Below are 24,650 nucleotides of genomic sequence, written 5' to 3' on the forward strand. Positions count from 1 at the left end.
GGGTTAACGGATGTGTTCAGCAGTGAAAAGTAACGCGTGGATGCTCTGTCCACAATGCGATTTAATGATTAAGCTGCCGGACATTCCCGTTGGCAGCCGTGCGTCATGCCCGCGCTGCCACACCTCCCTGACGGCCAACTGGCACGAACCGCGTAAACGGCCAACGGGCTATGCGCTGGCAGCGCTATTTATGCTGCTGCTGGCGAATCTGTTTCCTTTTGTCTCAATGAAGGTGGCCGGGCTGACCAGCCAGATCACCCTGGCGCAGATCCCTCAGGTGATGGTGACGGAAGATTACAGCAGTCTGGCGACGCTGTTCCTTCTCTTTGTGCAGGCGGTTCCGGCCTTCTGCATGGTTACCATTATCCTGCTGGTCAATCCTGTACCCTTGCCGACGCACCTCAAAATCGGTCTGGCACGCATCCTGTTTCAGCTGCGTAACTGGGGCATGTCAGAAATCTTTATGGCGGGCGTGCTGGTCAGCTTCGTCAAGCTGATGGCTTATGGCGAGATCGGCCTTGAGACCAGCTTCTGGCCGTGGGTATTGTTCTGTCTGTTACAGTTGCGGGCCTTTCAGTGCGTTGATCGGCGCGGCTTGTGGGACAGTCTGTCACCCCGACCGGCGCTGCCCCATCCGCCCGAAGTGGGCATCAGTGGTTTAGAGCAGGGCCTGCGCTCCTGTCCCTGCTGTACCGCTATCCTGCCCGAAGCAGAGCATAAATGTACTCGCTGCGGCGTCACAGCCGAGGCACGGCGTAAACATAGTCTGCAGTGGACGCTGGCGCTGTTGTTCACCTCAATACTGCTTTATATCCCGGCCAACCTGTTGCCGATCATGGTGACGGAAACCCTCGGCACAGCCTACCCTTCCAATATTATGGCGGGAGTGATTGTGCTGTGGGGCGATGGTTCCTATCCGGTGGCGCTGGTGATCTTTATTGCCAGTATCATGGTGCCTACGCTGAAAATGCTGGCGATTGGCTGGCTTTGCTGGGATGCCAGCGGACGCGGACAGCGTGACAGCCACAGGATGCACAAAATTTATGAAGTGGTCGAATTTGTTGGCCGCTGGTCAATGATCGATGTGTTTGTGATTGCCGTGCTCTCTGCGCTGGTGCGTATGGGGCAATTGATGAATGTTTATCCCGCGTGGGGGGCAGTATTGTTTGCAATGGTGGTGATTATCACCATGATTGCTGCCATGACCTTTGACCCGCGATTAACCTGGGATCGTGTACGCGAAAACAATATGAAGGAGTCGCGCCTTGACGGAAACTAACCACGGCCATGCAAAGGTTGAACAGATTAAGCGCTGGTCGCCGGTCTGGATTGTCCCCATCGTTACGCTGTTAATCGGCGGATGGATCCTCTTCTATCACTTCAGCCACCAGGGGCCGGAAGTCACCCTCATCACCGAAAACGCCGAAGGCATTGTTGCGGGTAAAACCACGATTAAAAGCCGTAGCGTGGATGTCGGTGTGGTGGAAAGCGCGGTGTTAAGCGACGATCTCCACCATGTGGAAATCAAAGCGCGCCTGAATGCCGGCATGGGAAAACTGTTGCACAGCGACAGCGTTTTCTGGGTAGTGAAACCGCAGGTGGGTCGCGAAGGGATCAGCGGTCTCGGTACTCTGTTATCCGGTGCCTATATCGAATTGCAGCCTGGCACTAAAAGCCAGGCACCCGAGCAGTTTAAGCTGCTGGATGCGCCGCCGTTAGCGCCACCGGATGCCAAAGGTATCCGCATCGTGCTGGACAGCAAGAAAGCGGGTCAACTCAATCCGGGGGATCCGGTGCTGTTCCGCGGCTATCGCGTCGGTACGGTCGAGACCAGTGCGTTTGATACCGAAAAACGCATGATGACTTATCAGCTGTTCGTCGCTGCGCCTTACGATCGCCTGATTACAACCAACGTTCGCTTCTGGAAGGACAGCGGCATCGCCGTGGATATGTCCGCTTCAGGAATGCGGGTGGAAATGGGATCGCTGACCACGCTGTTCAGTGGCGGCGTCAGTTTTGACGTGCCGGATGGCTGGGAGCTGGGTCAGCCTGCGAAGAATCAGTCTGATTATCATCTGTTTGACGATCAGCGCAGCATTCAGGACTCGCTCTACACCAACCATATTGATTACCTGATGTTCTTCACCGACTCCATCCGTGGTCTGCAGGCGGGTGCGCCGGTTGAGTTCCGTGGTATTCGTCTGGGTACCGTCTCAGAAGCGCCATTGATGAAAGCCGGTCTGGACCAGGCGCTGAATAATGATTACCGCGTGCCGGTGCTGATTCGCATCGAGCCGGATCGCTTTATCAGCCGACTGGGTGAGAACTTCGATCTGCAACAGCATCTGCAGGATGGTAAAAAACGTGGCCTGCGTGCGACGCTGAAAACCGGCAGCCTGTTGTCGGGTGCGCTCTATGTCGATCTCGACTTTTATGACAATGCGCCGCCTTACAAAGGTCCGCAGAAAGTCTCTGGCTATGAAGTGATCCCAACGGTTAGCGGTGGCCTGAGCCAGATACAGCAGAAGCTGATGGCGGCGCTGGATAAAATCAACAGTCTGCCACTGAACGGTATGGTCAATGAAGCGACAGGTACGCTGAAAGAGAGCCAGAAAACGATGCGTGATCTGCAACGCACCATCGACAACATCAACAAAGTCACCGCCAGTCCGGCTATGAAAACGCTGCCGGAAGACCTGCAGCAGACATTGCGCGAGCTGAACCGCAGCATGAAGGGCCTGCAGCCAGGTTCACCAGCCTACAGCAAGCTGGTGGGGGATATGCAGCGCCTGGATAAGGTTCTGCGTGAACTCCAGCCGGTGTTAAGAACGCTTAACACTAAGAGCAATGCGCTGGTATTTGAGGCAAAACCGGGACAGGATCCCCAGCCGAAGAGGGCGAAACAGTGAATAAAGGATTGATACTTTGTGCCGCGCTGGTGTTGAGTGCGTGCAGTAGCAGCGTTGACAATACCTGGTATCAGCTGCCCTCCGGGGCGGCTTCCATGCAGGTCAGCAGCAGCCAGTTGAATGAAGCGCAACCGATGTTGTGGGTGCAGCAGGTGACGGTGCCGGACTATCTGGCAGGCAACGGGCTGGTTTATCAGACCAGCGATGTTAAATACGTTATCGCCGCGAATAATCTCTGGGCCAGCCCGCTCGATCAGCAGTTGCAGCAGACATTGATCACGAACCTGAGCAAGGCGCTGCCAGGCCGGCTGGTAGCAGGTTCACCTTTAGGCGCGCAGCACGATACGCTGAATGTGACCGTGACAGGCTTCCAGGGACGCTATGATGGCAAAGCAATCGTCAGTGGCGAATGGACGCTGGAACATCAGGGCCGGCTGACCAAACAGGCGTTTAACCTGGTACTGCCGCAGACCGAAGATGGCTACGATGCGATGGTCAGAACGCTGGCGGCGGGCTGGCAACAGACGGCGCAGAAGATTGCCAATAGTGTGGTTGCGTTAAATTAAGATTGATGTGAATAAATAAGCTAAGCCCCTGACCGCTTGTCGTGCTTTTTCGACAGGGGTCAGGGGCTTTTTTATTAGCTTAATCAGAAAGATAGTGTTGTCGGATTCATCACAAAACGGGGTTATTTTTACCGATTAAGGTCACATTTATGACACTGGCATGAAGATTGGGCATTGATCTTTGGGTGCGCAGGGGGTAGAACATAAGGGTGGTTGAACATTAATTCACCACTTTTCTTTCCACCAGATTCCACAGACCTTACATGAGGGACACGGAGTATGAAGAGACAGAAACGAGACCGCCTCGAACGCGCCCATTCACGTGGTTATCAGGCAGGCATTACTGGACGCTCAAAAGAGATGTGTCCGTATCAGTTGATTGACGCTAAGTCTCACTGGTTGGGAGGTTGGCGACAAGCCATGGAGGACAGGTCGGTAGCTGCATAACCGGATGTCACTGAAAAGGGAATATAACCTCCGCCATGCGCGGAGGTTTTTGTTTCCAGCGGGAAACGCTTAGAACGCGGCAGTATCTTTAAACAGGCCGACTTTAAGATCGCTGGCGGTATAAATCAGATTACCGTCAACCAGCACTTCACCATCTGCCACGCCCATAACCAGTTTGCGGTTAATAACGCGTTTGAAGTGAATGCGGTAAGTCACTTTTTTCGCATCTGGCAGGACCTGACCGGTGAATTTCACTTCACCCACGCCCAGCGCACGACCTTTACCTTCGCCGCCCAGCCAGCCCAGATAGAAACCAACCAGCTGCCACATGGCATCAAGGCCCAGACAACCCGGCATCACCGGATCGCCAATAAAGTGACAGCCGAAGAACCAGAGATCAGGATTGATATCCAGCTCCGCTTCAACAAAGCCTTTATCGTATTTGCCGCCGTCTTCGGTCATTTTGACCACGCGGTCCATCATCAGCATGTTGCCGGATGGAAGCGGCGGACCATTTTCGCCAAACAGTTCACCACGACCTGACAGAATCAGATCTTCATTGGTATAGGATTCGCGTTTATCTACCATGTTTTCAATAAGCCTTGTTTTAGTGAATCACGAATATTAGCGAACAGTTGTACGCTGAGCAAATCGGATTAACGGTGGTTAAACCAGTTAAGCCAGCGCAGCGCCCAGGGACGTTGCGGACCGTCCGGCTGGTTGAACAGGCTAATGCGTTCCTGGATGGTATTCAGCAGGCAATCGCCCAGGCCATCCTCGGTACTCCAGATTTTACCGGTCAGCAGCGGTAGCGCTTCATCGGCACGGTCAATTGCCCAGATATGGAAATGACCCTGTTCAACTGCACTGACAACCGCCTGGCTAAGACTGAGATGACGGACATTACTGGCGGGAATAATCACACCCTGCTGACCTGTCAGTTCTCGCTGATGGCAGATATCAAAGAAACCTTCGATTTTTTCATTCAGTCCGCCCACCGGTTGTACATTGCCGAACTGATCAACCGAGCCGGTCACCGCAATTTGCTGATTGATGGGCTGATTAGCCAGCGCGCTGATTAAGGCACAGAGTTCAGCCAGTGAAGCACTGTCACCATCCACCTCGGAGTAAGATTGCTCAAAGACCATTGAGGCCGAGAAGGGCAGTTGCTGATCGAGTTCCAGCTCGGCAATCAGGTAAGCCTGCATAATCATCATGCCTTTGGCATGAATATTACCGCCCAGCTCCGCTTTGCGCTCGATATCCATGAATTCACCATCGCCGGGATGTACCACGCAGGTAATACGCGATGGATCGCCCCAGGCACGGGGATGGCCAGGATATTCAACGACCGACAGGCCATTAATCTGACCGACAACTTCGCCCTCGGTTTCAATCAGAATCTGTCGCAGCAGGATCTCGTCACGCATCCGCTCATTGAGATAATTCTCGCGCCACAAACGCGCTTCCAGCGCATCACGCAGCGCTTCAGCGTTCAGTTCATCGCCCATCAGGGCCGATTCGCGCATCTGGCGTTGAAGCCAGCGGGGGCAGAGTGGCAGCGTTTCCTGATCGCCGCTGTAGCGGACGCCTTCTTTGATCAGCTCTGGCCAGAAGTCCGCTTCCGGCTGGGGCAGACCCGCCTGTTGCGCCAGTTCGAGGTTCCAGCGACACCAGGCAAGCATGTCATCTTCATCCAGAATCTGAATATTCTCTTCAAATTCAGTATAGATGGCCATTTCGTGAGCTTCAGGATCAAGCTCCTGAAAATCTGCCAGCGCTTCCCGATCGCCACACAGGACCAGTTTCAGATTGAGCGGCAAAGGAGGAATCGAAACTGGCAGCGGTCGGCGTTCATCCTGAGATGTCCACTCAACATAACCCTGCTCAATACACTTTTTCAGGCGCAACCAGAGAATCGGCTGCGTCATCAGGCTACGCAGTGAAAGCAGCAGCGTACCGCCATTAGCACGATGGATCAGGCCCGGTTCCAGCTGGATGCGATCTTTATACTGGCGCACGCAACCAAATAACTGCTCCATCTCAATCCATTCAGCAAAGTGAATACCACCCTGACTGGTGAACGGGCGTTGAGGATCGGAGGGGGGCTGGAGCGTGACGTTGTCGGCCATGATATGGTAATCACCGCCGAATAGAGTGGTACTGTCGGCCATAAACCGCTCTGCGGCCTGGGCAATGAATGTCAGATAATCGCGATTCTCCTGGCTACGAACCAGCAGTAACGGGAACCCCTGCGTCTGATGGTGTAAATGCGCCAGTGCATTCAGCAACCGGGGCTGTACCGTTGCCAGAGCATCAGTTTCTTCATCAGCAATTCGGGAGAAAACGGATTGGTATTGCGCGCTATCTGGCTGTAAGGTCTGCCACGTAAGTTGAGTGCTGGTCAAAATAATCGCATTTGTCTGTTTTAAGAAAAGCGAGATTATACAGGATTCACCCTTGTTAAGCACTGCAGACTTCCTGTTGAAGATGTGATGGTGACAGCATGTTTTTCGTTGCTGCATCCGGGAAAAAAGCTGTTATTCTTAGTTCGTTACGTGATCACGATGAGATTCCGATGAAATACCAGCAACTCGAAAATCTTGAATGTGGATGGAAGTGGAAATACCTGGTGAAAAAACATCGGGAAGGTGAACTGATCACGCGTCACCTTGAGTTAAGCGCGGCGCAGGCAGCAGTGGATAAGCTGCTGGCAATGGAAAATAATCCGGTTACAGTAAATGAATGGATCGCGGAACATATTCACGCTGATCTTGATAACCGACTGAAGCAGACCATCCGTGCCCGACGAAAACGCCATTTCAACGCTGAACATCAGCATACGCGAAAAAAATCGATAGACCTGGAGTATCTGGTCTGGCAGCGACTGGCAGGTCTGGCACAGCGGCGCGGCTGCACGCTCTCTGAAACGATTGTTCAGCTGATAGAAGATGCAGAACGTAAAGAGAAATATGCCACTCAGATGTCGAGTCTGAAGCAGGATTTGCAGGCGATTCTGGGTAACTCTGGTTCAGAGAGCGAATAATCGGGCAGGGCAATCAGAGCTTTTATCCTTCAGTCCGGTTTTATTACCGGCATAAAAAAACCCCGCCTTAGCGGGGTTTTTTATTACGTGTAAACTTAAGCCTGTGGCTGAGTTACAACGTCTTTGATACCTTTAACGTCGATTTCTACACGACGGTCCGGCGCCAGGCAGTCGATCAGGGCATTACGGCCTTTCACGCTGTCACAGGTGTTGCCGGTAACTGGGTTAGATTCACCCATGCCACGTGCAGAGATCTTGTTAGAAGGAATACCTTTAGATACCAGGTAATCTACGACTGACTGAGCACGTTTCTCAGACAGTTTCTGGTTGTACTGCTCTGAACCGATGCGATCGGTGAAGCCCAGTACGACAACGGAACCATCTTTAGGATCCATTGAGCTCAGCTGGCTGTACAGCTGATCCAGAGCCTGCTGGCCTTCTGGCTTCAGGGTAGATTTGTTGAAGGTGAACAGAACGTCAGACTTCAGAGTGAAACGCTTGGTTTCAACAACTGGAGCTGGTGCTGGAGCCGGAGCTGGCGCCGGAGCAGCGACGTCATCCTGACCGAAGCGGTATGAAACGCCTACGCTCAGCATGCCGTTGTCTGGACGAGTACCAACGGTCTGTGCATCACCGATGTTGTTAACCCACTGGTAATCCAGGCGGGTAGCCCAGTTTTTGGTCAGCGCATATTCAACACCAACAGCAGCCAGCGGAGATACGCCGGTGTCGTGGTCGCTGATGCGGCCAGTAGTTGGGTTAGTCTGCGTTGAGTCTGCACGCCATACCATGCCGCCCAGACGAGTATACACGTCCAGATCGTCATAGATTGGGTAGCTCAGTTTAGCAGCCAGCTGAACGCCCTGTGCTTTGAATGCGCCGTTAGTCACGTTGCCTTTGTTAGGCATGCGACCCAGCCAGTCATAGCCCAGCTCGAAGCCCAGGTATGGATTCGCCTGGTAACCAACGAATGCACCTGCACCCAGCTGGCTTTCATGAGTTGGACCGTCATTGTTCTCGTAACCGTTACCGTAGTAACCAGTGTCGTGATACTGAGACCAGCCCAGTTTAGCACCGGTGTACCAGGTGTCATCTTTCGGAGCGGCCTGCGCTACGGTAGCGAAGCCAGCCAGTGCCACTGCAATTGCGATAGCTGTCTTTTTCATTTTGCGCCTCGTTATCATCCAAATAGGCAATGAGCAAAAAGGTTGCTCTTGGTTTAAATCCTTCGCCGGGTCAAAACGCTCGCTTATGACTCTACCGCAAAAAACGGAGGTTATTGAGCACCCTGGCGAGCTAAAGTCTACAACGAGATTGGAAACTTACAAGTATGATGTGAGGCGCTTATGTAAAAAAACAGCGATTTATACACAATTTCTAACAATTAGACTGGTAGTATTGTCGCGGCAAAAAGCCCAAAAATCTTGCTAAGCCATTGTCAACGCTCGAACTAACAGAATCAGTGGCTTAGCAGCGACAGATAAGAAAAATAGCTTGGGAAACTTCTGATTTTTACTTAATGAAACAAATCCGACTGAATTTTTATCGCAGTTTGCGGTCTGAGAGGCGCTTCTGATGCCCCAGATATCCCACTTGCACGCAAAATCAAACCCAGCGCTTCACCCTCTGCGGCCGCATTTTCAAGTTGACGTCGCTCATCTTCGTCAAGATCGTAGGGAATCCATGCCAAAACGACACTGTAATTTCCCGTACGTAATGCTTTGACCATCGCTTCAACCGCATTCAGACGTTCAGAATCGGCGATATGCATACTTTTATCCAGTGGTAATCCTGATTCCTGTAGCCAGGTGCGATTCAGTTTATGTGCTGGTGTTAACCACAACTGCCAGCGCGATTGCTGACTCAGCTGCTGCAATAATGGCAACAGCAACATCTGCATCATACCGGGCTGTTCGCTGTAGCGTAACTCAGTAATTCCACCGCCCTGAGAGGCCGGAACGGAAGAGGACGCATAATGATGAGCATAGCGTGCATTATTAGGATGTTGTGTTCGCATAAGTTAATCACCAGCAGTGGACTGTATGAATATACAGTACTGTCATCCTGGATAAAGATCAACCCAAATTTCGGAAAACGCCTCGCAAAATCGCGACAAGATTAGTTGAAACGCTATTTATTCATTGAACCCGTTGACGCTTTTTTTTATCTTCTAATTACCTGATACTCAAGGTAATTTACGATATATTTCTTACATGGAGGTGGTGCAATGAAAAAGGTGAATCCGGTTGTAGAGCGCTCCAGAGCGCGTCTGGCCGCATTGGGAACAATAGAGTCCCGCACCCAGTTTGGTGGCTATGCCCTGGCTGTTGAAAGTGTGGTTTTTGCCTTAATTAATAAAGACGAGCTCTATCTGCGGGCCAGTGAACCTCTGCGGGAATACATTACAGATCGTCCACTACAACCTCTGATTTTTCGCAAACGGGGCAAACTGGTGAGCCTCAATTACTTTCGGGTCGATGAGGTGTTATGGCGCGATCCTGATCATCTTCTGGCGCTCTCCGCCGCCTCTTTAGAAACGGCGCAGCTGGAGTTGCAGGACAGACAATCCTCTCCGCGGTTAAAAGATCTGCCTAATCTCAGCGTACGTATGGAGATGATGCTCTATGAGGCGGGTGTCATGAGCGTCAATCATCTCTATCAGATGGGAGCCAAACAGTGCTGGCTGAAGCTAAAAGCGATCAATCAGCACGTTGGATTCCAGACGTTACTTGCGCTGCAGGGTGCCATCACAGGCCACCATGCTGCCGCGTTGCCGCAGGCGACACGGGCGGAGCTGAATGCATGGTTCCAGCGCACGCTTTTATCAAACCCCAATCTCAGAAGCGGCGAAGGCTAATCAGTGATTAGCGTGCGGCGCAGGCGAGCCACATCGGGCATCAATGCCACCAGCAGACCGAGTTGCTGGAGCACCAGCGGCGCACGCGTATCCGCATCTGCGGCCAGCTGGCTGATTCGCTGAGCCAGTTGATGGCGCATCGTTTCAACGTGCTCATCGCTGACAACTTCCGTCTGCAACACATCCTCAACATAGCAAACCGTATCATCCAGCAATGTCAGCAGCTCGGGTGCGGTAATTTTATCGCGGTGGGCGCCCAGCGCAGAAATGTAACTCAGAAACGAATGGTTGGAGCAAAGCAGTTGAAAAGCCGAATCGCGCAGCTTCTGGCTGGTGCGGCTTTCACTGCTCATGTTGGAGACCACTGACGCCAGTTCAGCATCCGCGTTATGCGCATCACGGCGTGCAATGCGATAGGCAAGACGGTTATCTTTGCCCTGATGATATTGCTCCATGATCGCATCCAGATAGCGGCAATTCGCTTTCAGCGTTCGTTCTGCCACGGCAGGTAACTGACGAAAACGCCAGTCAGGCCAGATAAACGCGACAGCCAGCCAGGCCAGACCACAGCCCAGTAAAGTATCCACTACCCGCGGCAGGGCAACTTCAAACCCTTCACCTAACAGGTTAAAGCAAAGCAGCACGAGCAGAGTGATAAACAGCGTAGCCTGTGCATACTGCACCTGCCTGAAAGCGAAGAACAGTACGCCGGTAATCACTATCAGGATTAACTGACCTTCAATCGACGGCACCAGCCATAAAACGGGCAGACCAATCGCAATCCCCGCCAGCGTTCCGCCGATGCGCAAGGCCAGTCGTCGCTGCGTTGCATTGTAGTTGGGCTGACAGACAAACAGGCTGGTCAGCAAAATCCAGTATCCCCGCTCCAGCCCGGTTACCTGAATAAAACCGTATCCAATACAGAGCACCACGGACATGCGAACCGCATGCCGGAACAGCGCCGAGGAGGGAGAGAGATGGCGGCTGAAGCGCAGCCGGATATCACTCCAGCCACTCAATCCTTCGCGTGACAGCAGATTGTCGCTGTGCTGAGGATCTTCACCGGCCAGCGTCTGTTCTGATTCGATCGAAGCAAGCTGTGCGTCAATGGCGCGCAGGTTGCGCAGCAGCCAGAAAAGCGCACGGGTATGCGTAGCGTCAGGATCATGTTGCTCCAGACGTTCTATCGCTTTCTGTAATCGTTCAAATGCACGCTCAAAACGGCTGTCATGCACCCATCTTTGACGCATAAGAATACAATGCGCCAGCTGGCGACAGGCCTGAGCCTGCATATTCAACAGACGCTGAAAGCGAAACAGAATTTCGTTATAGCGCCAGTCGCCGCGCAGCAGATGATATTGCAGATGGGAAGAGCTGGCCCGTTCATGAATATCCTGCGCCACAAAATAGTAGTGCAGGCTGCGGCGGGTGCCGCGCGACCCGCGATCGCCGCGCAGACGACTCTGCAGTGTGGTCTTGGTCAGATTAAGTTGCGCCACTAACTGGCTGTTGACCATCGCCGCATCGATAAACGCGGCATCATCCTGATCGCCCGCATCCGGATCGAAAAGATTCGCTTTGGCATCAAGGTAACGCGCCAGTTGTGAAAAACTCCCGGCCAGCTGTTCCTGCACCGGCCGGACCGGAAACATCAGATGACCCAGCAGTGTCAGCAGGTTGTACCACAGCGCGCCGACCAGCAGCAGCATCGGCTGCATATACCACTGGCTGAACAGTCCGATGCCAAGCATGGTATAGACCGCAATCAGCAGAGCACCAAAAGCGATAGTCGCATAGCGCTGACCAAGGGCGCCCAGCAGAATAAAGCCCCAGGTCGAGATTGCCAGCCCGATAATAAAGGCGAACGGATAGGGAAACAGTAATTCGACTGAAACCGAGGCGATGCAGAAGCAGAGCAGGGTAATCAGCAGATTCTTCAGGCGACCGGCCAGGCGATCATCGAGATCGGCCAGCGCAGCAGCGACCACGCCCAGCGTCAGAGGGATCGTCCACTCAATCTGATGCAGCCACCAGGGAATGGCGGCGCAGCCACTCAGTGCAAACAGGATCCGCAGCAGATAGCGCCATGTACTGTTAAACAGATATTTGCGCCAGCCTGGCACGGCATCCGACATCATATTAGTCGCGGCGGGCATTGGCTTCGCGCGCGGCGCGCGCCTCTTCCACTGACACCACCCGACGGCCAACCGGCCAGAGCGCGATAGCGGCGATCTTAAAGTTCGCAATCCCTACCGGAATACCGATGATACTGATGCACTGCACAATTCCCACGGAGATATGCGAAAGGCAGAGCCACCAGCCGAAGAAAATCAGCCAGAAGATATTCAGAAAGGTGCCGCCGGTATTCAGAACATGACTCTTACTTTCCGGACGCAGCACGTCAACATGCACCGCCTCGTTGCCAAACGGCAGCAGCGAGAGTTTGGTGATTTCCCAGCAGGAGCGGGTCAGCGGCAGGGTAAAAATCAGCACGATGCTGATTAACGTGGCAAACAGCCAGCTCAGGGTGGTGAAAAAACCGCCCAGAACAAAATTAAGAATATTTAAAACGGTGCGCATGATCTTCTTTTCCTTTTGCATTCCGCAAGATGTGACGCCAAGTTTAGCCTGTTTTAAGGCTGGAGCGCTAAGGGTCTGACAGGTAAACTCCCCCTAATCCTATTCTCTGACGTTGGTGTCGGCGTGGAACTGAAAGCAACCTCGATGGGCAAACGGCTTGCCCAGCATCCTTATAATCGTGTCCGTTTGATGGCAGCAGGCGTCGAAGTCAGCGGCGATAAGCATGAGTATCTGATCCCCTTTAACCAGTTACTGGATATCGCCTGCAAGCGCGGGCTGGTGTGGGGCGAGCTGGAGTTTTTGCTGGCCGATGAAAAAGTGGTCCGCCTGCATGGCACGGAATGGCAGGAAACGCAGCGCTTTCACCACTATCTGCTGCAGGCCTGGCAAAGCTGGAGTCTGGAGATGAGTGCAGTGTGCCGCGAGGTGCTGCAGGCGCTACGCGACGAAATCGAGGCGTTTGGCGCGCAGGATCGCTGGCTGAACCGGCACGAGTTGCAGGCGCTGAAAACCAACATCCTCAAACAGTTCGATGCGTTGCCGATGCCGCTCTCACGCTTAAAAGATTTTGCTGACTGCCGGGATAACTGGCAATTCTGTCAGCGCTGGCTGGAGCAGGGCGAAACGGCGTTGCGGCAGCGAAACCGCGACTGGACGGCCGCCATGCTCACCCGCTATCAGGATTTTTTTGCCAGTGTCGAGAGCACGCCACTTAATCAATCGCAATGTGAGGCGGTGGTCAATGGTGAGAATTCTCTGCTGGTGCTGGCAGGCGCGGGCAGCGGTAAAACCTCGGTGCTGGTGGCGCGTGCAGGCTGGTTAATGCAGCGCAAGCTGGCCAGCGCCGATCAAATCCTGTTACTGGCATTTGGCCGACAGGCGGCTGAAGAGATGAACGCACGTATCCAGTCGCGGCTCTCCGCCAGTGAGATCCAGGCGCGGACCTTCCATTCGCTGGCGCTGCATATTATTCGTGAAGGCAGTAATAAGCAGCCGGTTATCAGCAAACTTGAGAGTGATGCCGATGCGCGTCGCACGCTGTTGATTCAGCAGTGGCGGCAGCAGTGTCATGAGAAGAAGGCACAGGCAAACGGCTGGCGTCAGTGGCTGCGTGATGAACTGGCGTGGGAGTTGCCTGATGGGCCATTCTGGGAAGACGACAGGCTGGCAAACCGGCTGGCGTCACGGCTGGAGCGCTGGCTCGGTCTGATGCGCATGCATGGCGGTGCGCAGGCAGCGATGATCGCCGACGTGCCCGAAGAAATCCGCGATCTCTTCAGTAAGCGCATCAAACTAATGGCACCGTTGCTGAAAGCGTGGAAGAGCGCATTAAAAGAGGAGGGCGCGGTCGATTTTTCGGGTCTGATTCACCAGGCGATTGCCATTCTGGAAAAAGGACGGTTTATCAGTCCGTGGAAACACATTCTGGTGGATGAATTCCAGGATATCTCGCCTCAGCGTGCCGCGTTGCTGAGCGCATTACGCCAGCAGAATAAGCGTACCGCACTGTTTGCTGTTGGTGATGACTGGCAGGCTATCTACCGCTTTAGCGGGGCGGAGATGACGCTGACGACGGCATTCCATCACTATTTTGGTGAGGGAGACCGCTGCGTACTGGACACAACCTACCGTTTTAACGATCGCATTGGCGACATTGCCAACCGGTTTATACAACAGAATCCGCAGCAGCTGGCAAAACCGCTGAACAGCATTACCAGAGGCAATAAAAAGTCGATTTCGCTGCTGGCGCAGGATCAGCTGGAAGCCTTGCTGAACAAACTCAGCGGTTACGCGAAGCCTGATGAGCGAATTCTGCTGCTGGCGCGTTATCACTATCTGCGGCCGGATTTACTGGATAAAGCCAGAACCCGCTGGCCGAAGCTCAATCTGGAATTTATGACGATTCATGCCAGCAAAGGTCAGCAGGCAGATTACGTCATTTTGCTGGGATTACAGCAGGGTAAAGAGGGGTTCCCGGCAGAAGCGCGCGAGTCGATTATTGAACAGGGCTTGTTACCGCAGCCAGAAGCGTTCCCGGATGCAGAAGAGCGCCGTCTGGCTTATGTGGCACTGACGCGCGCGCGTCAGCAGGTTTTTCTGATGTTCGATAAGGCAGCGCCGTCACCGTTTGTCGATCACTTCCGTGAGCTGGGTGTGCCGGTGCTGCGTAAAGCCTGAGTTACTTCAGACGATCGGCCAGATAGCGCTGATAGTCGGGGATCATAATCTCAACGCTTTGTGCAAACAGTGGCGACTGAATGATAAAGTCAGCCGTGGAGCGGTTAGTGGCTACCGGGATATTCCATACGGTAGCCAGACGCAGCAGCGCTTTGACATCCGGATCGTGCGGCACTGCGTTGAGCGGATCCCAGAAAAAAATCAGTGCATCGATCTTCCCTTCCGAAATCAGCGCACCCACCTGCTGATCGCCGCCCATCGGGCCGCTCAGCATGGCTGTCACATTCAGACCGGTATCGCGATTGATCAGATTCCCGGTAGTGCCGGTAGCATAGAGGATGTGCGATTCCAGCGCGGGCTGGTTTTGTTTCACCCAGTCAAGCAGGGCGGCTTTGCAGTGGTCGTGGGCGACCAGCGCGATATGTTTTGTAGTGCTAAGGGTACGAACAGTCTGTTCCATAAAGGCGTCCTGGTAAGGCTCATGCGCAAGAAGAGAGAGCACGAGTGTACCTCTGGCCTTTCGACTCTATCAACTCGTACGTAGCATTTTGACCAGCGTCAGAAGTTGCTGACGCGTGGCTTCATCGAAGCGGTGAAACCAGCGGTGCAGCGAAGGCAGTTCGGCCTGAGTGGTCCAGTCCAGATCGGCGGTAAGCCGGACAGAAGAGGGCGTAGCAGAAGTGGTATTTGCAAACCGGGGCACAGAGGCAATCTGGCGGGTGCGATTATAATTCAGCATCGCTTTTTCCATATCTGCGGATGTGGTGACCGGCAGGTGATCGCGCACGCTGGTAATCTCCGTGCCTTTTTCATCCACCAGCTGAAAGTTCAGGCTGCGGTCAAAATGATAACGCTCGCGTTTTGTCTCCAGCGCAGGCAACCGGATGGTAATGGTTTTGGCAACCGCGGTGAACGTGACGATCATCGGCACCGACTGATAAGCGATGACGTCCTCTTTCTGACCTTTGCGCTGCTGCTCTACCCGAAACAGAAACTGATGCTGACCGCGGTCCAGCTCCAGGCTGTCTGCGCCTTTGAGGAGGGAGCCTGAAATTTTTCGACCATCCAGCACCAGCAGATCAATTTGTGGATCAAGCTTTAATGTGATGGCAGAACAGGACGCCGAAACGAGGAGAGTAAGTAACCCCGTTACAGCCAGCGACAGCTTCATTTCAACTCCGGTAACTGAAGACACAAAGGATGGTGTGTAGCAAATTCTTACATTATGGCAGTTAATTTACATTTAAACATATTTATTCGTGCGCGGGTTCAATTAATTTCGCTGAGGACTTACCCGCTAGAGGGCCCGCCAATCTACACTCAACACTGGCCTGAAAGGAGATAAATATGAACGATCAGACAATTCGTGAAGTGCTGACGCGCACCCAACGTATCGCCTTAGTCGGAGCAAGCGATCGCCCCGAACGTCCCAGTTACGGTGTGATGAAATATCTGCTCGATCAGGGGTACGAGGTGATCCCGGTCAGCCCGAAACTGGCAGGGAAAACGCTGCTGGGGCAGCAGGGGTATGCCAGCCTGGCGGATGTATCGGGCAACATTGATATGGTGGATGTTTTCCGCAATTCTGAAGCCGCGTGGGGCGTGGCCCAGGAGGCTATCGCCGTGGGGGCAAAAACATTATGGCTGCAGCTGGGTGTGATTAATGAGCAGGCGGCGGTACTGGCACAGGATGCGGGCATGACGGTAATTATGGATCGCTGCCCGAAGATTGAAATTCCGCGTCTGGGAATAACGCGTCAGAAATGATGAGTGTGGCGGCAGAGCGTGCCGCCACAGATTAGTGTCGCAGATGAGGTGCCTGTAATTGCTGACGTACCGATGCTGCCAGCTCATCCATTGAAGGCTGCTCAGGGTGTTCAATGCTGGTTTCGCCGGAAAGCTGAATCTCAGCAACATAGGTATGTACCTGATCGCCTTCCTCATCTTCCATCACCACATGATACCAGGGCGCGGTGCGCATTTTCTCTTCCGCGCCAACATCTTCAATTTTAGGCTCATCTAACGAGTCTTCAGGATCGACATCGACGATAACGCCCAGTACGCCGGACAGACGATGACGAACCTGCTGACCAATACCAAATTTACTGGCAATCATTGTGACCTCCGAAAAAAAAGCTCTCTTACCAATATGGGGGCAGGAGCAGAATTTTCAAGTCACATGACGCGGCAGGCGAAACCTTTCAGATAGAGTCCTTCCGGATAGCTGGCGATCACCGGATGATCCGCAGCCTGGCGGAACTGTTCGATAAACTGTACTTCGCGGCCCGCATCCAGCGCGGCATCGGCGATGATCTTCTGGAACAGATCGGTGGCCATCAGACCGGAGCAGGAGAAGGTCATTAATATGCCGCCTGGATTCAGTAACTGAATGGCGAGCATATTAATGTCTTTATAGCCGCGACAGGCACCCATCAACTGGCTTTTGTTTTCGACGAACTTTGGCGGATCCATAATGATCAGATCGAATTTCTCGCCACTGTCACGATAACGGCGCAGCAGTTTGAAAACATCATCACGCTCAAAGCGTGCGCGGGAGAGATCCAGCTCATTCAGTTCAACGTTCTGACGGGCAACGTCCAGCGCTTCCTGTGAGGTATCCACGCTTATCACTTCTTTACAGCCACCCATCAGGGCAGAAACCGCGAATCCACCGGTGTAAGAGAAGCAGTTAAGGACGCTGGCGTCCTGCGCGTAACGACGCGTGGCGAGACGGCTGTCACGCTGATCAAGGTAATAGCCGGTTTTGTGACCGCCCTGAATATCCACCAACAGCTTCATGCCATGTTCGGTAATCGGCAGCAGCGGCGGCGGCAGTTCACCGGTAACGGTGCCCTGCGTCAGCGCCAGACCCTCTTTCTTACGCACGGCGACGTCAGAACGGTCATAGATGGCGCAGCCAGGGAAACACTGCTGCAGGGCGGTGATGATTGGTGCTCGCTGATATTCTGCGCCTGCTGAGAGCAGCTGCATCACTAAAAAGTTGCCAAAGCGGTCGATGGTAACGCCCGGTAAACCATCAGATTCACCGGCGATCAGGCGATAGCTGTCCAGACCATCGCGGGCCGCCAGCCATTCGCGCCACTGCTGCGCCTGTTCAAACCGGCGGACAAAGAAGGCGATATCGATGGATTCATCGGCCTGCCAGCTCCAGACGCGGGCGCGGATCTGCGACTCGGGTGAATAAGCGGCGCGAGCCAGCCATTTACCGTTGCTGTCACAAACGTCTATGGTTTCACCCAGTTGCGCTTTACCTTCCAGACGTGCAACGGCACCTGAAAAGACCCAGGGATGGCGACGGAGCAAGGACTTTTCACGTCCCTTTGCGAGAATCAATCTGACTGTCATAGTTTGCTATGCTTACCTGAAAAAATGAGGCGCCATTGTCCGGTGGATAACGGGAAATTGCAACGAACAGCAGCAGGAGAGAATAATGTCAGCAGCCTGTTTTAAAGCATGGGTTCATGGCCGCGTCCAGGGCGTCGGGTTTCGTTACAGTACTCAGGCAGAAGCCAGGACGCTGGGTGTACTGGGCTACGCGCGGAATCTGGATGACGGCAGTGTCGAGGTGCTGGCCTGGGGTGAGGCGGAGCAGGTCGATGCGCTGATCGCCTGGCTTAAAGCGGGCGGGCCACGCAGCGCGCGCGTTGATAAGGTGCTGGTGGAGCCGCACCAGCCTGCAGAGCCGCCCCGCGATTTTACGACCGGTTAATTACAGACATTTCGCCGGTTTAGGCAGGCCGGCGATTTTCGTCGCCTGTTTAGCCGGCCCTTCAGGGAACAGGCGGAACAGATAGCGGCTATTGCCTTTCTCTTCGCCATATTTCTGCGCCATCGCCTTCACCAGCATTCGCACGGCAGGGGAGGTGTTATATTCCAGATAAAAGGCGCGCACAAAATGGACCACTTCCCAGTGTGCTTCGGTCAGGGTCAGGCCTTCCTGCTCGGCGATGTGGACAGCCAGTGCTTCACTCCAGTCGCCGGGATGCTTCAGATAGCCTTCGGCATCGACGGCGATTTCGTTACCGTTAAAATTCACGTGACATCCTCTTAGTAAATGACGGCGCAGTTTATCAAACCTGGCGGGCAGTAAAAGCAAAAACCCCGCCGAAGCGGGGTTTTAAAGGCTACTGTCACTGCGGATTAGTTACTGCGGGCAAATCCCAGCAGGCTCAGCAGGCTGACAAAGATGTTATAGAGCGAAACATAGAGGCTGACCGTCGCCCGGATGTAGTTGGTTTCGCCACCGTGAATGATGTTGCTGGTTTCCCACAAAATCGCACCGGCTGAAAACAGAATGAACAGGGCGCTGATGGCCAGATGCAATGCAGGCAGCTGCAGGAAAATATTGGCTACGACAGCAACCAGCAACACGACGAAACCTGCCATCATCATGCCGCCGAGGAAGGACATATCACGACGGGTGGTCAGCACGTAAGCCGAACAGCAGAAGAACACCAGCGCCGTGCCGCCCAGCGCCAGCGCTATCACGTCACCCATGCCTGCGGTTAAGAATGAGCTCAGGATAGGCCCCAGGCAATAACCCAGGAAGCCGGTAAAGGCAAAAGCGGCCAGGATGCCCATCGGGCTGTTAGCCAGACGGTAGGTTAAAAACATCAAGCCATAGAAGCCAACCAGCATCAGGATTAAACCCGGTGCAGGCAGGGCCAGCAGGGTGCTGGCGGTAGCCGTAACGGCCGAGAAGGCCAGGGTCAGTCCGAGAAGAAAATAGGTATTGCGCAGAACTCTGTGCGTAGACAGCAGTGAGGACTGCGATGAGGTGACAATTCTTTCCATGTTGCGCTCCTTTAAGCAGAACACCAAATATGTGCCGAGAATACGCAGGCCATTAAAGAGGGAAAAGGCGTTTTACCCTTCTTTACGCGCTAAACTGCTAATTGTTTGAGCAGAGTGGCGATTTTGACACCGAAAAATCACAATCTGGCTGTTTTTCAGGCGAATAGACAGATAGGTGCTTTACATCCCTAAACGGGGTGTTTATAGTGCGCGTCATTGCGGAGGGGTGGCCGAGCGGCTTAAGGCAGCGGTCTTGAAAACCGCCGATGGGAAACCATCCGAGAGTTCGAATCTCTCCTCCTCCGCCACTTTATCTGCCCTGGGCAATAAAGCGGCAAAAATACCTATTTTGCCAATGTAGTACAGTTTTAAAACGGAGGGGTGGCCGAGCGGCTTAAGGCAGCGGTCTTGAAAACCGCCGATGGGAAACCATCCGAGAGTTCGAATCTCTCCTCCTCCGCCACATTTTACAGGCCAGCACTTAGTGCTGGCCTGTTTCGTTTCTGCCCTTACTGTTTCTTCTTCCTGTCCGAAAAAAGCGTGACTCTCTCTGTGACGCGTGGCTGCGCATTCATCTCTCCGGTGCATCTCTGCTATAGTCCACTCACCGTTTTTGCAAACATCTGGCGCTTTTCTGAGGCGAGCTGAGTTACACTGTTGATTACATCGCTCTGAGGCGAGCTAATCGGTTGATAGCCAGAGTGTTTCTTTACTGAATGAATGGAATAGGCACAATGATCAAGAAACTGAGTCTTTGCGCATTGTCAGTGCTCGCTGCATTGCCGGTCGGAACGGTAGCATTTGCTGCTGAGAGTGATATGCAGCTGCAACAGGTGCTGATGTTAAGTCGCCACAATCTGCGTGCACCGCTGGCTGATAATGGCAGCGTGCTGGCGCAGGCGACCAAAAAGAGCTGGCCGCAGTGGGATGTTCCCGGCGGACAGCTGACCACTAAAGGCGGGGTGCTGGAAGTCTACATGGGTAACTACACCCGTCAGTGGCTGGCACAGCAGGGCCTGGTGAAGAACGGCAGCTGTCCTGACAACAAGAACGTCTTTGTGTACGCCAACAGCCTGCAGCGCACCGTGGCCACCGCCCAGTTCTTTGTTAATGGCGCCTTCCCGGGTTGTGACGTCGCTGTCACTCATCAGGATGAAATGGGTTCCATGGATCCTATCTTTAATCCTGTCATCACAGACGGCAGTGACGCATTCAACAAGAAAGCACTGACCGCGATGGCTGCTGCGAATGAAAAACTGTCGCTGAAGCCTGCCTTCCAGCGCCTGGAAAAGATTGTCGACTACAAAGCATCGCCTGCCTGCAACAATAAAAAGCAGTGTGATCTTAGCAGCGGCCAGAACACCTTTAGCGCTGAAAACGGTAAAGAACCGAACGTCAGTGGCCCGCTGAAAGTGGGTAACTCCCTGATGGATGCGTTTACGCTGCAATATTACGAAGGTTTCCCGCTGGATCAGGTTGCATGGGGTCAGATCAAAACGCCTGAGCAGTGGAAAGAGCTGTCAGCGATTAAAAATGGTTACCAGGATGCGCTGTTTACCAGCCCGGACATTTCCCGTGAGGTGGCGGCACCGCTGGTGGATTACATCCGCAGTCAGTTAGTAGATCAGGATAAAGCCAACGCGCCTAAAATCACGCTGATGGTCGGCCATGACTCGAACATCGCCTCGCTGCTGAGCGCGTTGCAGGTTAAGCCTTATGAGCTGCCTGATACCTACGAAAAAACGCCGATTGGCGGTCAGGTTGTTTTCGAACGCTGGCATGATGCGAAAAATGATAAAGACCTGCTTAAAGTCGAGTATGTCTATCAGACCGCCGATCAGCTGCGCAATGCGGACGTGCTGAGCCTGAAGAACCCACCAAAGCGCGTGACACTGCAGCTGGCGGGTTGTGAGACCGATGCCAACGGCTATTGCAGCTGGGAGCAGTTCTCTCAGACGCTGAATACTGCGCTGCAGGGCACGCCAATGCAGCCAGCAGCGGCACCGCAACCGGCAGCACAGTCTGACGACGACAGTGCGAAAGCCGCAGCAACCCATGATGCTGCCGCGGATAAGGCAGAGGCTGACAAAGCAACAGCGACTAAAGAGAAAGCTGAAGCAGACAAAGTTGCAGCCGATAAAGCCGCCGCTGAGAAGGCAAAAGCAGATAAGGCAGCCGCCGATAAAGCCGCCGCTGAGAAGGCAAAAGCAGATAAGGCAGCAGCCGATAAAGCCGCCGCTGAGAAGGCAAAAGCAGATAAGGCAGCCGCCGATAAAGCTGCCGCTGAGAAAGCGAAAGCGGATAACGCGGCAGCGAAATCAGCCAGTGACGATAAAGCCACGGCTGACCAGGCTAACGCCCCGAAAACGCCTGCAACAGCGCACAACGACGAATCAAAGTCAGCGGCTGTGGCGACACAGTAATCGCGCTAACCGGCCGATAATAAAAAACCCCGTCGAGACGGGGTTTTTTTATGGCAGCAAGGTGATTAACCCGCCACGACTACCAGTTTCTGGTTAGCAAACTCTTTGATGCCCAGATCAGACAGCTCACGACCATAACCTGAACGTTTCACGCCACCAAAGGGCAGTTCCGCTGAGGTGTCACTCTGGGAGTTGATAAACACCATGCCGGTTTCAATGGCGGAGGCCAGTTTGCGACCGCGTGCAATATCACGCGTCCAGACCGAGCCGCCCAGGCCGTAGTGAGAATCATTCGCCAGCGCCACAGCCGCGTTGTCGTCACCCACGACATAAACCTGCGCCACAGGCCCGAAGAACTCCTGATAATAAGCAGGATTATCCGGGGTAATGCCGGTGAGAATGGTTGGCTGATAATAGCAACCTGCACCTTCAACGGCTTTGCCGCCCGTGACCCGTTTTGCGCCATTGGCGACGGCTTCGTCTACCTGTTTCACCAGGCGGTCACGCGCGTCAGCGGAAGAGAGTGGGCCAAGGGTGGTCTTCTCATCCAGCGGATCGCCCAGCGTGGCAGAACTTAGCGCGGCGCTGAACTGGCTGATAAAGCGATCGGCAATCTTCTCATGCAGGATAAAACGTTTTGCGGCGGTACAGACCTGACCGCAGTTGCTGAGGCGCGCCTGCACGCCCTGACGGACCGCTTCGTCGAGATCGGCGTCATCCAGCACCACAAACACGTCATTGCCGCCCAGTTCCAGCGTTGATTTCTTAAGATGCTTACCGGCCTGCTCAGCCACGGCGCTGCCAGCACGCTCGGAACCGGTCAGGGCGACACCCTGCACCCGGTCATCAGCAATCAGATCGGCGACCTGATCGGTGGAGATGAACAGGTTAGTCCAGGCCCCTTCAGGCGCACCCGCTTCACGAACCAGTTTTTCAAAGACATCGGCACAGTGCGGCACGATATTGGCATGTTTTGCCAGCACCGGGTTACCCAGCGCCAGATTAGGTGCCAGCACGCGCATCAGCTGATAGTAAGGGAAGTTCCACGGCTCGACGGCGACTAAAACGCCAATCGGGTGATACTCAACCCAGGCTTCGCCCAGCTCGCTGGGATAGGACTGCGGCTGCAGAATACGTTCCGCATTCTCTGCGTAGTAGCGGGCAATCTGCGAACAGATTTGCACTTCACCGCGGCTCTGACCAATCAGTTTACCCATCTCTTTACTGGCGATGGTAGCCAGTTCTTCCGCGCGGCTATCAATCAGGTCAGCCAGTTTTTTCAGGACCTGCAGACGCGGCTGAATATCACCTTTGCTCCATGAGGAATGGAAAAGGCGATCGGCCACTTCGAGGGCATGGCTGACGGCGGCTTCATCGTGTGATGGCCAGCTTTTCAGCAACTGGTTGTTTGCGGGATTAATGCTTTGATAGGAAGACATAGCGTACTCCTTGGTGATCTAAAAAATTAAGGGCGGGAAAATCCCGCCCCTGAATCAGACGTTCTTACGTTCTACGGGCTTGTCATCCCAGGTCAGGAGATCTTTATCGGTTTTTTCAAAGGCGCGGATCAGCACGTCATCACTGCCTTGCTGACGCCAGATCTCTTCTGCCAGTTTTTCATCGTAATTGGCCACTTCGAAGATGGCCTCAGCAATTTCAGGGGAGGTATGACGCAGACTGGCCCATTCGCCAACGTGATGTGCTTTCGATTGTTCAGTAGACATACTTTTCTCCTTTGATTAAATCAGTCCTGCAGTTTGACTGTCAGTCCGGCAACATGTTCACCCTGAAAACGGGCGATGTTGAGTTCTGCTTCCGTAGGCTGACGCGAACCATCGCCGCCCGCCAGTGTGGTGGCGCCATAAGGCGTGCCACCGCGAACCTGAGAAATATCGAACAACTCTTTGGTTCCATAGCCGATTGGCACAATTACCATGCCGTGATGCGCCAGGGTGGTCCAGACTGACGTAATCGTCTGTTCCTGACCGCCGCCGGTACCGGTTGAGGTAAAGACGCTGGCAACCTTGCCAAACAGCGCACCAGACGCCCAAAGACCACCCGTGCGATCCCAGAATGTCCGCATCTGTCCGGCCATGTTGCCGAAGCGGGTCGGCGTGCCAACAATAATTGCGTCATAGTGTGGCAACACCTCGGGCGTGGCTTCTGCCGCCCGCTGATCGGTTTTGCCGCCCACCTGTGCAAAGCGATCGGCTTCCATCGTTTCTGGTACCCGCAGGATATCCACTTCCGCGCCGGGAACCCGACGAGCGCCTTCTGCAACTGCGTTCGCCATTGTTTCAATATGTCCGTACATCGAGTAGTAGAGCACCAGAATCTTGGCCATTGATCTCTCCAGGTGATTTCGACGTCCAGAAAAAGTATAGAAGAGCTTTCGTTTTACGCAGGCGATGCCGAAGCCGAAGCGGAGAAGTCGGGCAATAAATCAGCAGCTAATCGGTTGTAAGTCGGCAGAGTATTCGTTGTTTAGCCAAATTTCTGGTGATTACTCTGTTGCTAAATGTGACTGTCGGAAGAGGCAAAGTAAAATCTGGCTATTATTTAACCATGGGTTGAATTCGGGATTCGGGTCATCAGCCCTCTGTTTTTAATTCTTACTTATCGCACTACGCGACAGGAGCAAATCATGACAACGCATCGTGGGGGTTCTGGAAATTTTGCTGAAAACCGTGAACGTGCCGCAGAAGCGGGACGTAAAGGGGGGAAAAACAGCGGCGGTAATTTTAAAAATGATCCGCAGCGCGCCGCACGCGCGGGTGAGAAGGGGGGACGCAGCAGTCCTAAAAAACCGGACGCATAACCCCATACTGC

Annotated in this window: 26 protein-coding genes and 2 tRNA genes; 13 read left to right on the forward strand and 15 right to left on the reverse strand. The window is 53.8% G+C overall.

Going from position 1 to position 24,650, the window contains the following annotated elements:
- Nucleotides 1-10: 10 nt before the first annotated feature.
- From pqiA to rmf, 4 genes are all read left to right on the forward strand, one after another.
- On the forward strand, nt 11-1,279 hold the full coding sequence (gene pqiA, locus AC0T7J_RS09210; protein WP_473793622.1) for a membrane integrity-associated transporter subunit PqiA: 1,269 nt from the start codon (nt 11-13) through the stop codon (nt 1,277-1,279).
- Complete coding sequence (gene pqiB / locus AC0T7J_RS09215) at nt 1,266-2,909, forward strand: intermembrane transport protein PqiB (RefSeq protein WP_031592838.1); 1,644 nt, start codon at nt 1,266-1,268, stop codon at nt 2,907-2,909. The genes pqiA and pqiB overlap by 14 nt, the downstream gene beginning before the upstream one ends.
- On the forward strand, nt 2,906-3,475 hold the full coding sequence (pqiC, locus tag AC0T7J_RS09220) for a membrane integrity-associated transporter subunit PqiC (protein ID WP_033757190.1): 570 nt from the start codon (nt 2,906-2,908) through the stop codon (nt 3,473-3,475). Before pqiB ends, pqiC begins: the two co-directional genes overlap by 4 nt.
- Before the next feature lie 279 nt (nt 3,476-3,754).
- Nucleotides 3,755-3,922, forward strand: a complete 168-nt coding sequence (gene rmf / locus AC0T7J_RS09225; RefSeq protein WP_008925875.1) for a ribosome modulation factor — start codon at nt 3,755-3,757, stop codon at nt 3,920-3,922.
- 69 nt (nt 3,923-3,991) lie between these two features.
- Here the strand turns inward: rmf and fabA are convergent, their stop codons facing one another.
- Nucleotides 3,992-4,510, reverse strand: a complete 519-nt coding sequence (fabA, locus tag AC0T7J_RS09230) for a bifunctional 3-hydroxydecanoyl-ACP dehydratase/trans-2-decenoyl-ACP isomerase (protein WP_473793625.1) — start codon at nt 4,508-4,510, stop codon at nt 3,992-3,994.
- A 68-nt stretch (nt 4,511-4,578) separates the two neighbouring features.
- On the reverse strand, nt 4,579-6,447 hold the full coding sequence (locus AC0T7J_RS09235) for an AAA family ATPase (protein ID WP_473793627.1): 1,869 nt from the start codon (nt 6,445-6,447) through the stop codon (nt 4,579-4,581).
- Nucleotides 6,448-6,500: 53 nt separating this feature from the next.
- Here AC0T7J_RS09235 and matP point away from each other — a divergent pair, with 53 nt between their 5' ends.
- Nucleotides 6,501-6,968, forward strand: a complete 468-nt coding sequence (gene matP / locus AC0T7J_RS09240; RefSeq protein ID WP_138919647.1) for a macrodomain Ter protein MatP — start codon at nt 6,501-6,503, stop codon at nt 6,966-6,968.
- A gap of 95 nt (nt 6,969-7,063) precedes the next feature.
- On the opposite strand, the gene ompA is transcribed toward matP, so the two are convergent.
- Both ompA and sulA read right to left on the reverse strand, forming a co-directional pair.
- Nucleotides 7,064-8,134, reverse strand: a complete 1,071-nt coding sequence (gene ompA, locus AC0T7J_RS09245; RefSeq protein ID WP_010255028.1) for a porin OmpA — start codon at nt 8,132-8,134, stop codon at nt 7,064-7,066.
- A 350-nt stretch (nt 8,135-8,484) separates the two neighbouring features.
- Nucleotides 8,485-8,985, reverse strand: a complete 501-nt coding sequence (gene sulA / locus AC0T7J_RS09250; protein WP_473793630.1) for an SOS-induced cell division inhibitor SulA — start codon at nt 8,983-8,985, stop codon at nt 8,485-8,487.
- A gap of 210 nt (nt 8,986-9,195) precedes the next feature.
- Between sulA and AC0T7J_RS09255 the strand changes: the two genes are divergently transcribed.
- Nucleotides 9,196-9,825: a TfoX/Sxy family DNA transformation protein gene (locus AC0T7J_RS09255; RefSeq protein ID WP_473793631.1), complete on the forward strand. Its 630-nt coding sequence runs from the start codon at nt 9,196-9,198 to the stop codon at nt 9,823-9,825.
- Here the strand turns inward: AC0T7J_RS09255 and yccS are convergent.
- The gene (gene yccS, locus AC0T7J_RS09260) at nt 9,822-11,963 is read right to left on the reverse strand and encodes a YccS family putative transporter (RefSeq protein ID WP_473793632.1); all 2,142 of its coding nucleotides are present in this window, start codon (nt 11,961-11,963) and stop codon (nt 9,822-9,824) included. The two genes, AC0T7J_RS09255 and yccS, sit on opposite strands and share 4 nt — an antisense overlap.
- Before the next feature lies 1 nt (nt 11,964).
- The gene (locus tag AC0T7J_RS09265) at nt 11,965-12,405 is read right to left on the reverse strand and encodes a YccF domain-containing protein (protein ID WP_473793633.1); all 441 of its coding nucleotides are present in this window, start codon (nt 12,403-12,405) and stop codon (nt 11,965-11,967) included.
- A 123-nt stretch (nt 12,406-12,528) separates the two neighbouring features.
- Here AC0T7J_RS09265 and helD point away from each other — a divergent pair, with 123 nt between their 5' ends.
- Complete coding sequence (gene helD / locus AC0T7J_RS09270) at nt 12,529-14,583, forward strand: DNA helicase IV (protein ID WP_473793635.1); 2,055 nt, start codon at nt 12,529-12,531, stop codon at nt 14,581-14,583.
- A gap of 1 nt (nt 14,584) precedes the next feature.
- Here the strand turns inward: helD and mgsA are convergent, their stop codons facing one another.
- Entirely contained in the window at nt 14,585-15,043 is a 459-nt protein-coding gene (gene mgsA, locus AC0T7J_RS09275) for a methylglyoxal synthase (RefSeq protein WP_473793637.1), read from the reverse strand.
- Nucleotides 15,044-15,112: 69 nt separating this feature from the next.
- Nucleotides 15,113-15,754 carry a YccT family protein gene (locus AC0T7J_RS09280; protein ID WP_473793638.1) on the reverse strand — a complete coding sequence of 214 codons (642 nt, stop codon included), beginning with the start codon at nt 15,752-15,754 and terminating at the stop codon, nt 15,113-15,115.
- Between the two features lie 176 nt (nt 15,755-15,930).
- Between AC0T7J_RS09280 and AC0T7J_RS09285 the strand changes: the two genes are divergently transcribed.
- Nucleotides 15,931-16,350 (forward strand): CoA-binding protein, encoded by a 420-nt coding sequence (locus AC0T7J_RS09285; RefSeq protein WP_473793640.1) that lies wholly within the window; start codon nt 15,931-15,933, stop codon nt 16,348-16,350.
- A 31-nt stretch (nt 16,351-16,381) separates the two neighbouring features.
- Here AC0T7J_RS09285 and hspQ read toward each other — a convergent pair whose 3' ends face one another.
- Together hspQ and rlmI are read right to left on the reverse strand one after the other, a co-directional pair.
- Nucleotides 16,382-16,699 carry a heat shock protein HspQ gene (hspQ, locus tag AC0T7J_RS09290; RefSeq protein ID WP_473793642.1) on the reverse strand — a complete coding sequence of 106 codons (318 nt, stop codon included), beginning with the start codon at nt 16,697-16,699 and terminating at the stop codon, nt 16,382-16,384.
- Between the two features lie 59 nt (nt 16,700-16,758).
- Nucleotides 16,759-17,949 carry a 23S rRNA (cytosine(1962)-C(5))-methyltransferase RlmI gene (rlmI, locus tag AC0T7J_RS09295; RefSeq protein WP_473793644.1) on the reverse strand — a complete coding sequence of 397 codons (1,191 nt, stop codon included), beginning with the start codon at nt 17,947-17,949 and terminating at the stop codon, nt 16,759-16,761.
- Between the two features lie 85 nt (nt 17,950-18,034).
- On the opposite strand from rlmI, the gene yccX reads away from it, so the two are divergent.
- Entirely contained in the window at nt 18,035-18,313 is a 279-nt protein-coding gene (gene yccX, locus AC0T7J_RS09300; RefSeq protein WP_473793645.1) for an acylphosphatase, read from the forward strand.
- Here the strand turns inward: yccX and AC0T7J_RS09305 are convergent, their stop codons facing one another.
- The gene (locus tag AC0T7J_RS09305; RefSeq protein WP_010669791.1) at nt 18,314-18,640 is read right to left on the reverse strand and encodes a TusE/DsrC/DsvC family sulfur relay protein; all 327 of its coding nucleotides are present in this window, start codon (nt 18,638-18,640) and stop codon (nt 18,314-18,316) included.
- A 104-nt stretch (nt 18,641-18,744) separates the two neighbouring features.
- On the reverse strand, nt 18,745-19,398 hold the full coding sequence (gene yccA / locus AC0T7J_RS09310; protein ID WP_003850014.1) for an FtsH protease modulator YccA: 654 nt from the start codon (nt 19,396-19,398) through the stop codon (nt 18,745-18,747).
- 220 nt (nt 19,399-19,618) lie between these two features.
- On the opposite strand from yccA, the gene AC0T7J_RS09315 reads away from it, so the two are divergent.
- The 3 genes from AC0T7J_RS09315 to agp all read left to right on the forward strand — a co-directional run bounded on the left by AC0T7J_RS09315 (nt 19,619) and on the right by agp (nt 21,821).
- Nucleotides 19,619-19,706, forward strand: a tRNA-Ser gene (locus AC0T7J_RS09315).
- Nucleotides 19,707-19,773: 67 nt separating this feature from the next.
- Nucleotides 19,774-19,861: transfer RNA gene (locus AC0T7J_RS09320), tRNA-Ser, on the forward strand.
- A 271-nt stretch (nt 19,862-20,132) separates the two neighbouring features.
- Nucleotides 20,133-21,821: a bifunctional glucose-1-phosphatase/inositol phosphatase gene (gene agp, locus AC0T7J_RS09325; protein WP_473793648.1), complete on the forward strand. Its 1,689-nt coding sequence runs from the start codon at nt 20,133-20,135 to the stop codon at nt 21,819-21,821.
- Nucleotides 21,822-21,886: 65 nt separating this feature from the next.
- On the opposite strand, the gene AC0T7J_RS09330 is transcribed toward agp, so the two are convergent.
- From AC0T7J_RS09330 to wrbA, 3 genes are read right to left on the reverse strand one after another with little or no spacing between them, the layout of a single operon-like run.
- Nucleotides 21,887-23,260 (reverse strand): NAD-dependent succinate-semialdehyde dehydrogenase, encoded by a 1,374-nt coding sequence (locus AC0T7J_RS09330; protein WP_473793650.1) that lies wholly within the window; start codon nt 23,258-23,260, stop codon nt 21,887-21,889.
- 54 nt (nt 23,261-23,314) lie between these two features.
- Nucleotides 23,315-23,545, reverse strand: a complete 231-nt coding sequence (locus AC0T7J_RS09335; protein WP_010669794.1) for a YccJ family protein — start codon at nt 23,543-23,545, stop codon at nt 23,315-23,317.
- Between the two features lie 20 nt (nt 23,546-23,565).
- Nucleotides 23,566-24,165, reverse strand: a complete 600-nt coding sequence (gene wrbA, locus AC0T7J_RS09340; protein ID WP_473793652.1) for an NAD(P)H:quinone oxidoreductase — start codon at nt 24,163-24,165, stop codon at nt 23,566-23,568.
- A gap of 300 nt (nt 24,166-24,465) precedes the next feature.
- On the opposite strand from wrbA, the gene AC0T7J_RS09345 reads away from it, so the two are divergent.
- The gene (locus AC0T7J_RS09345; protein ID WP_010246636.1) at nt 24,466-24,639 is read left to right on the forward strand and encodes a con-10 family general stress protein; all 174 of its coding nucleotides are present in this window, start codon (nt 24,466-24,468) and stop codon (nt 24,637-24,639) included.
- Nucleotides 24,640-24,650: the final 11 nt, after the last annotated feature.

Source organism: Pantoea sp. E956-1, from assembly GCF_982223955.1.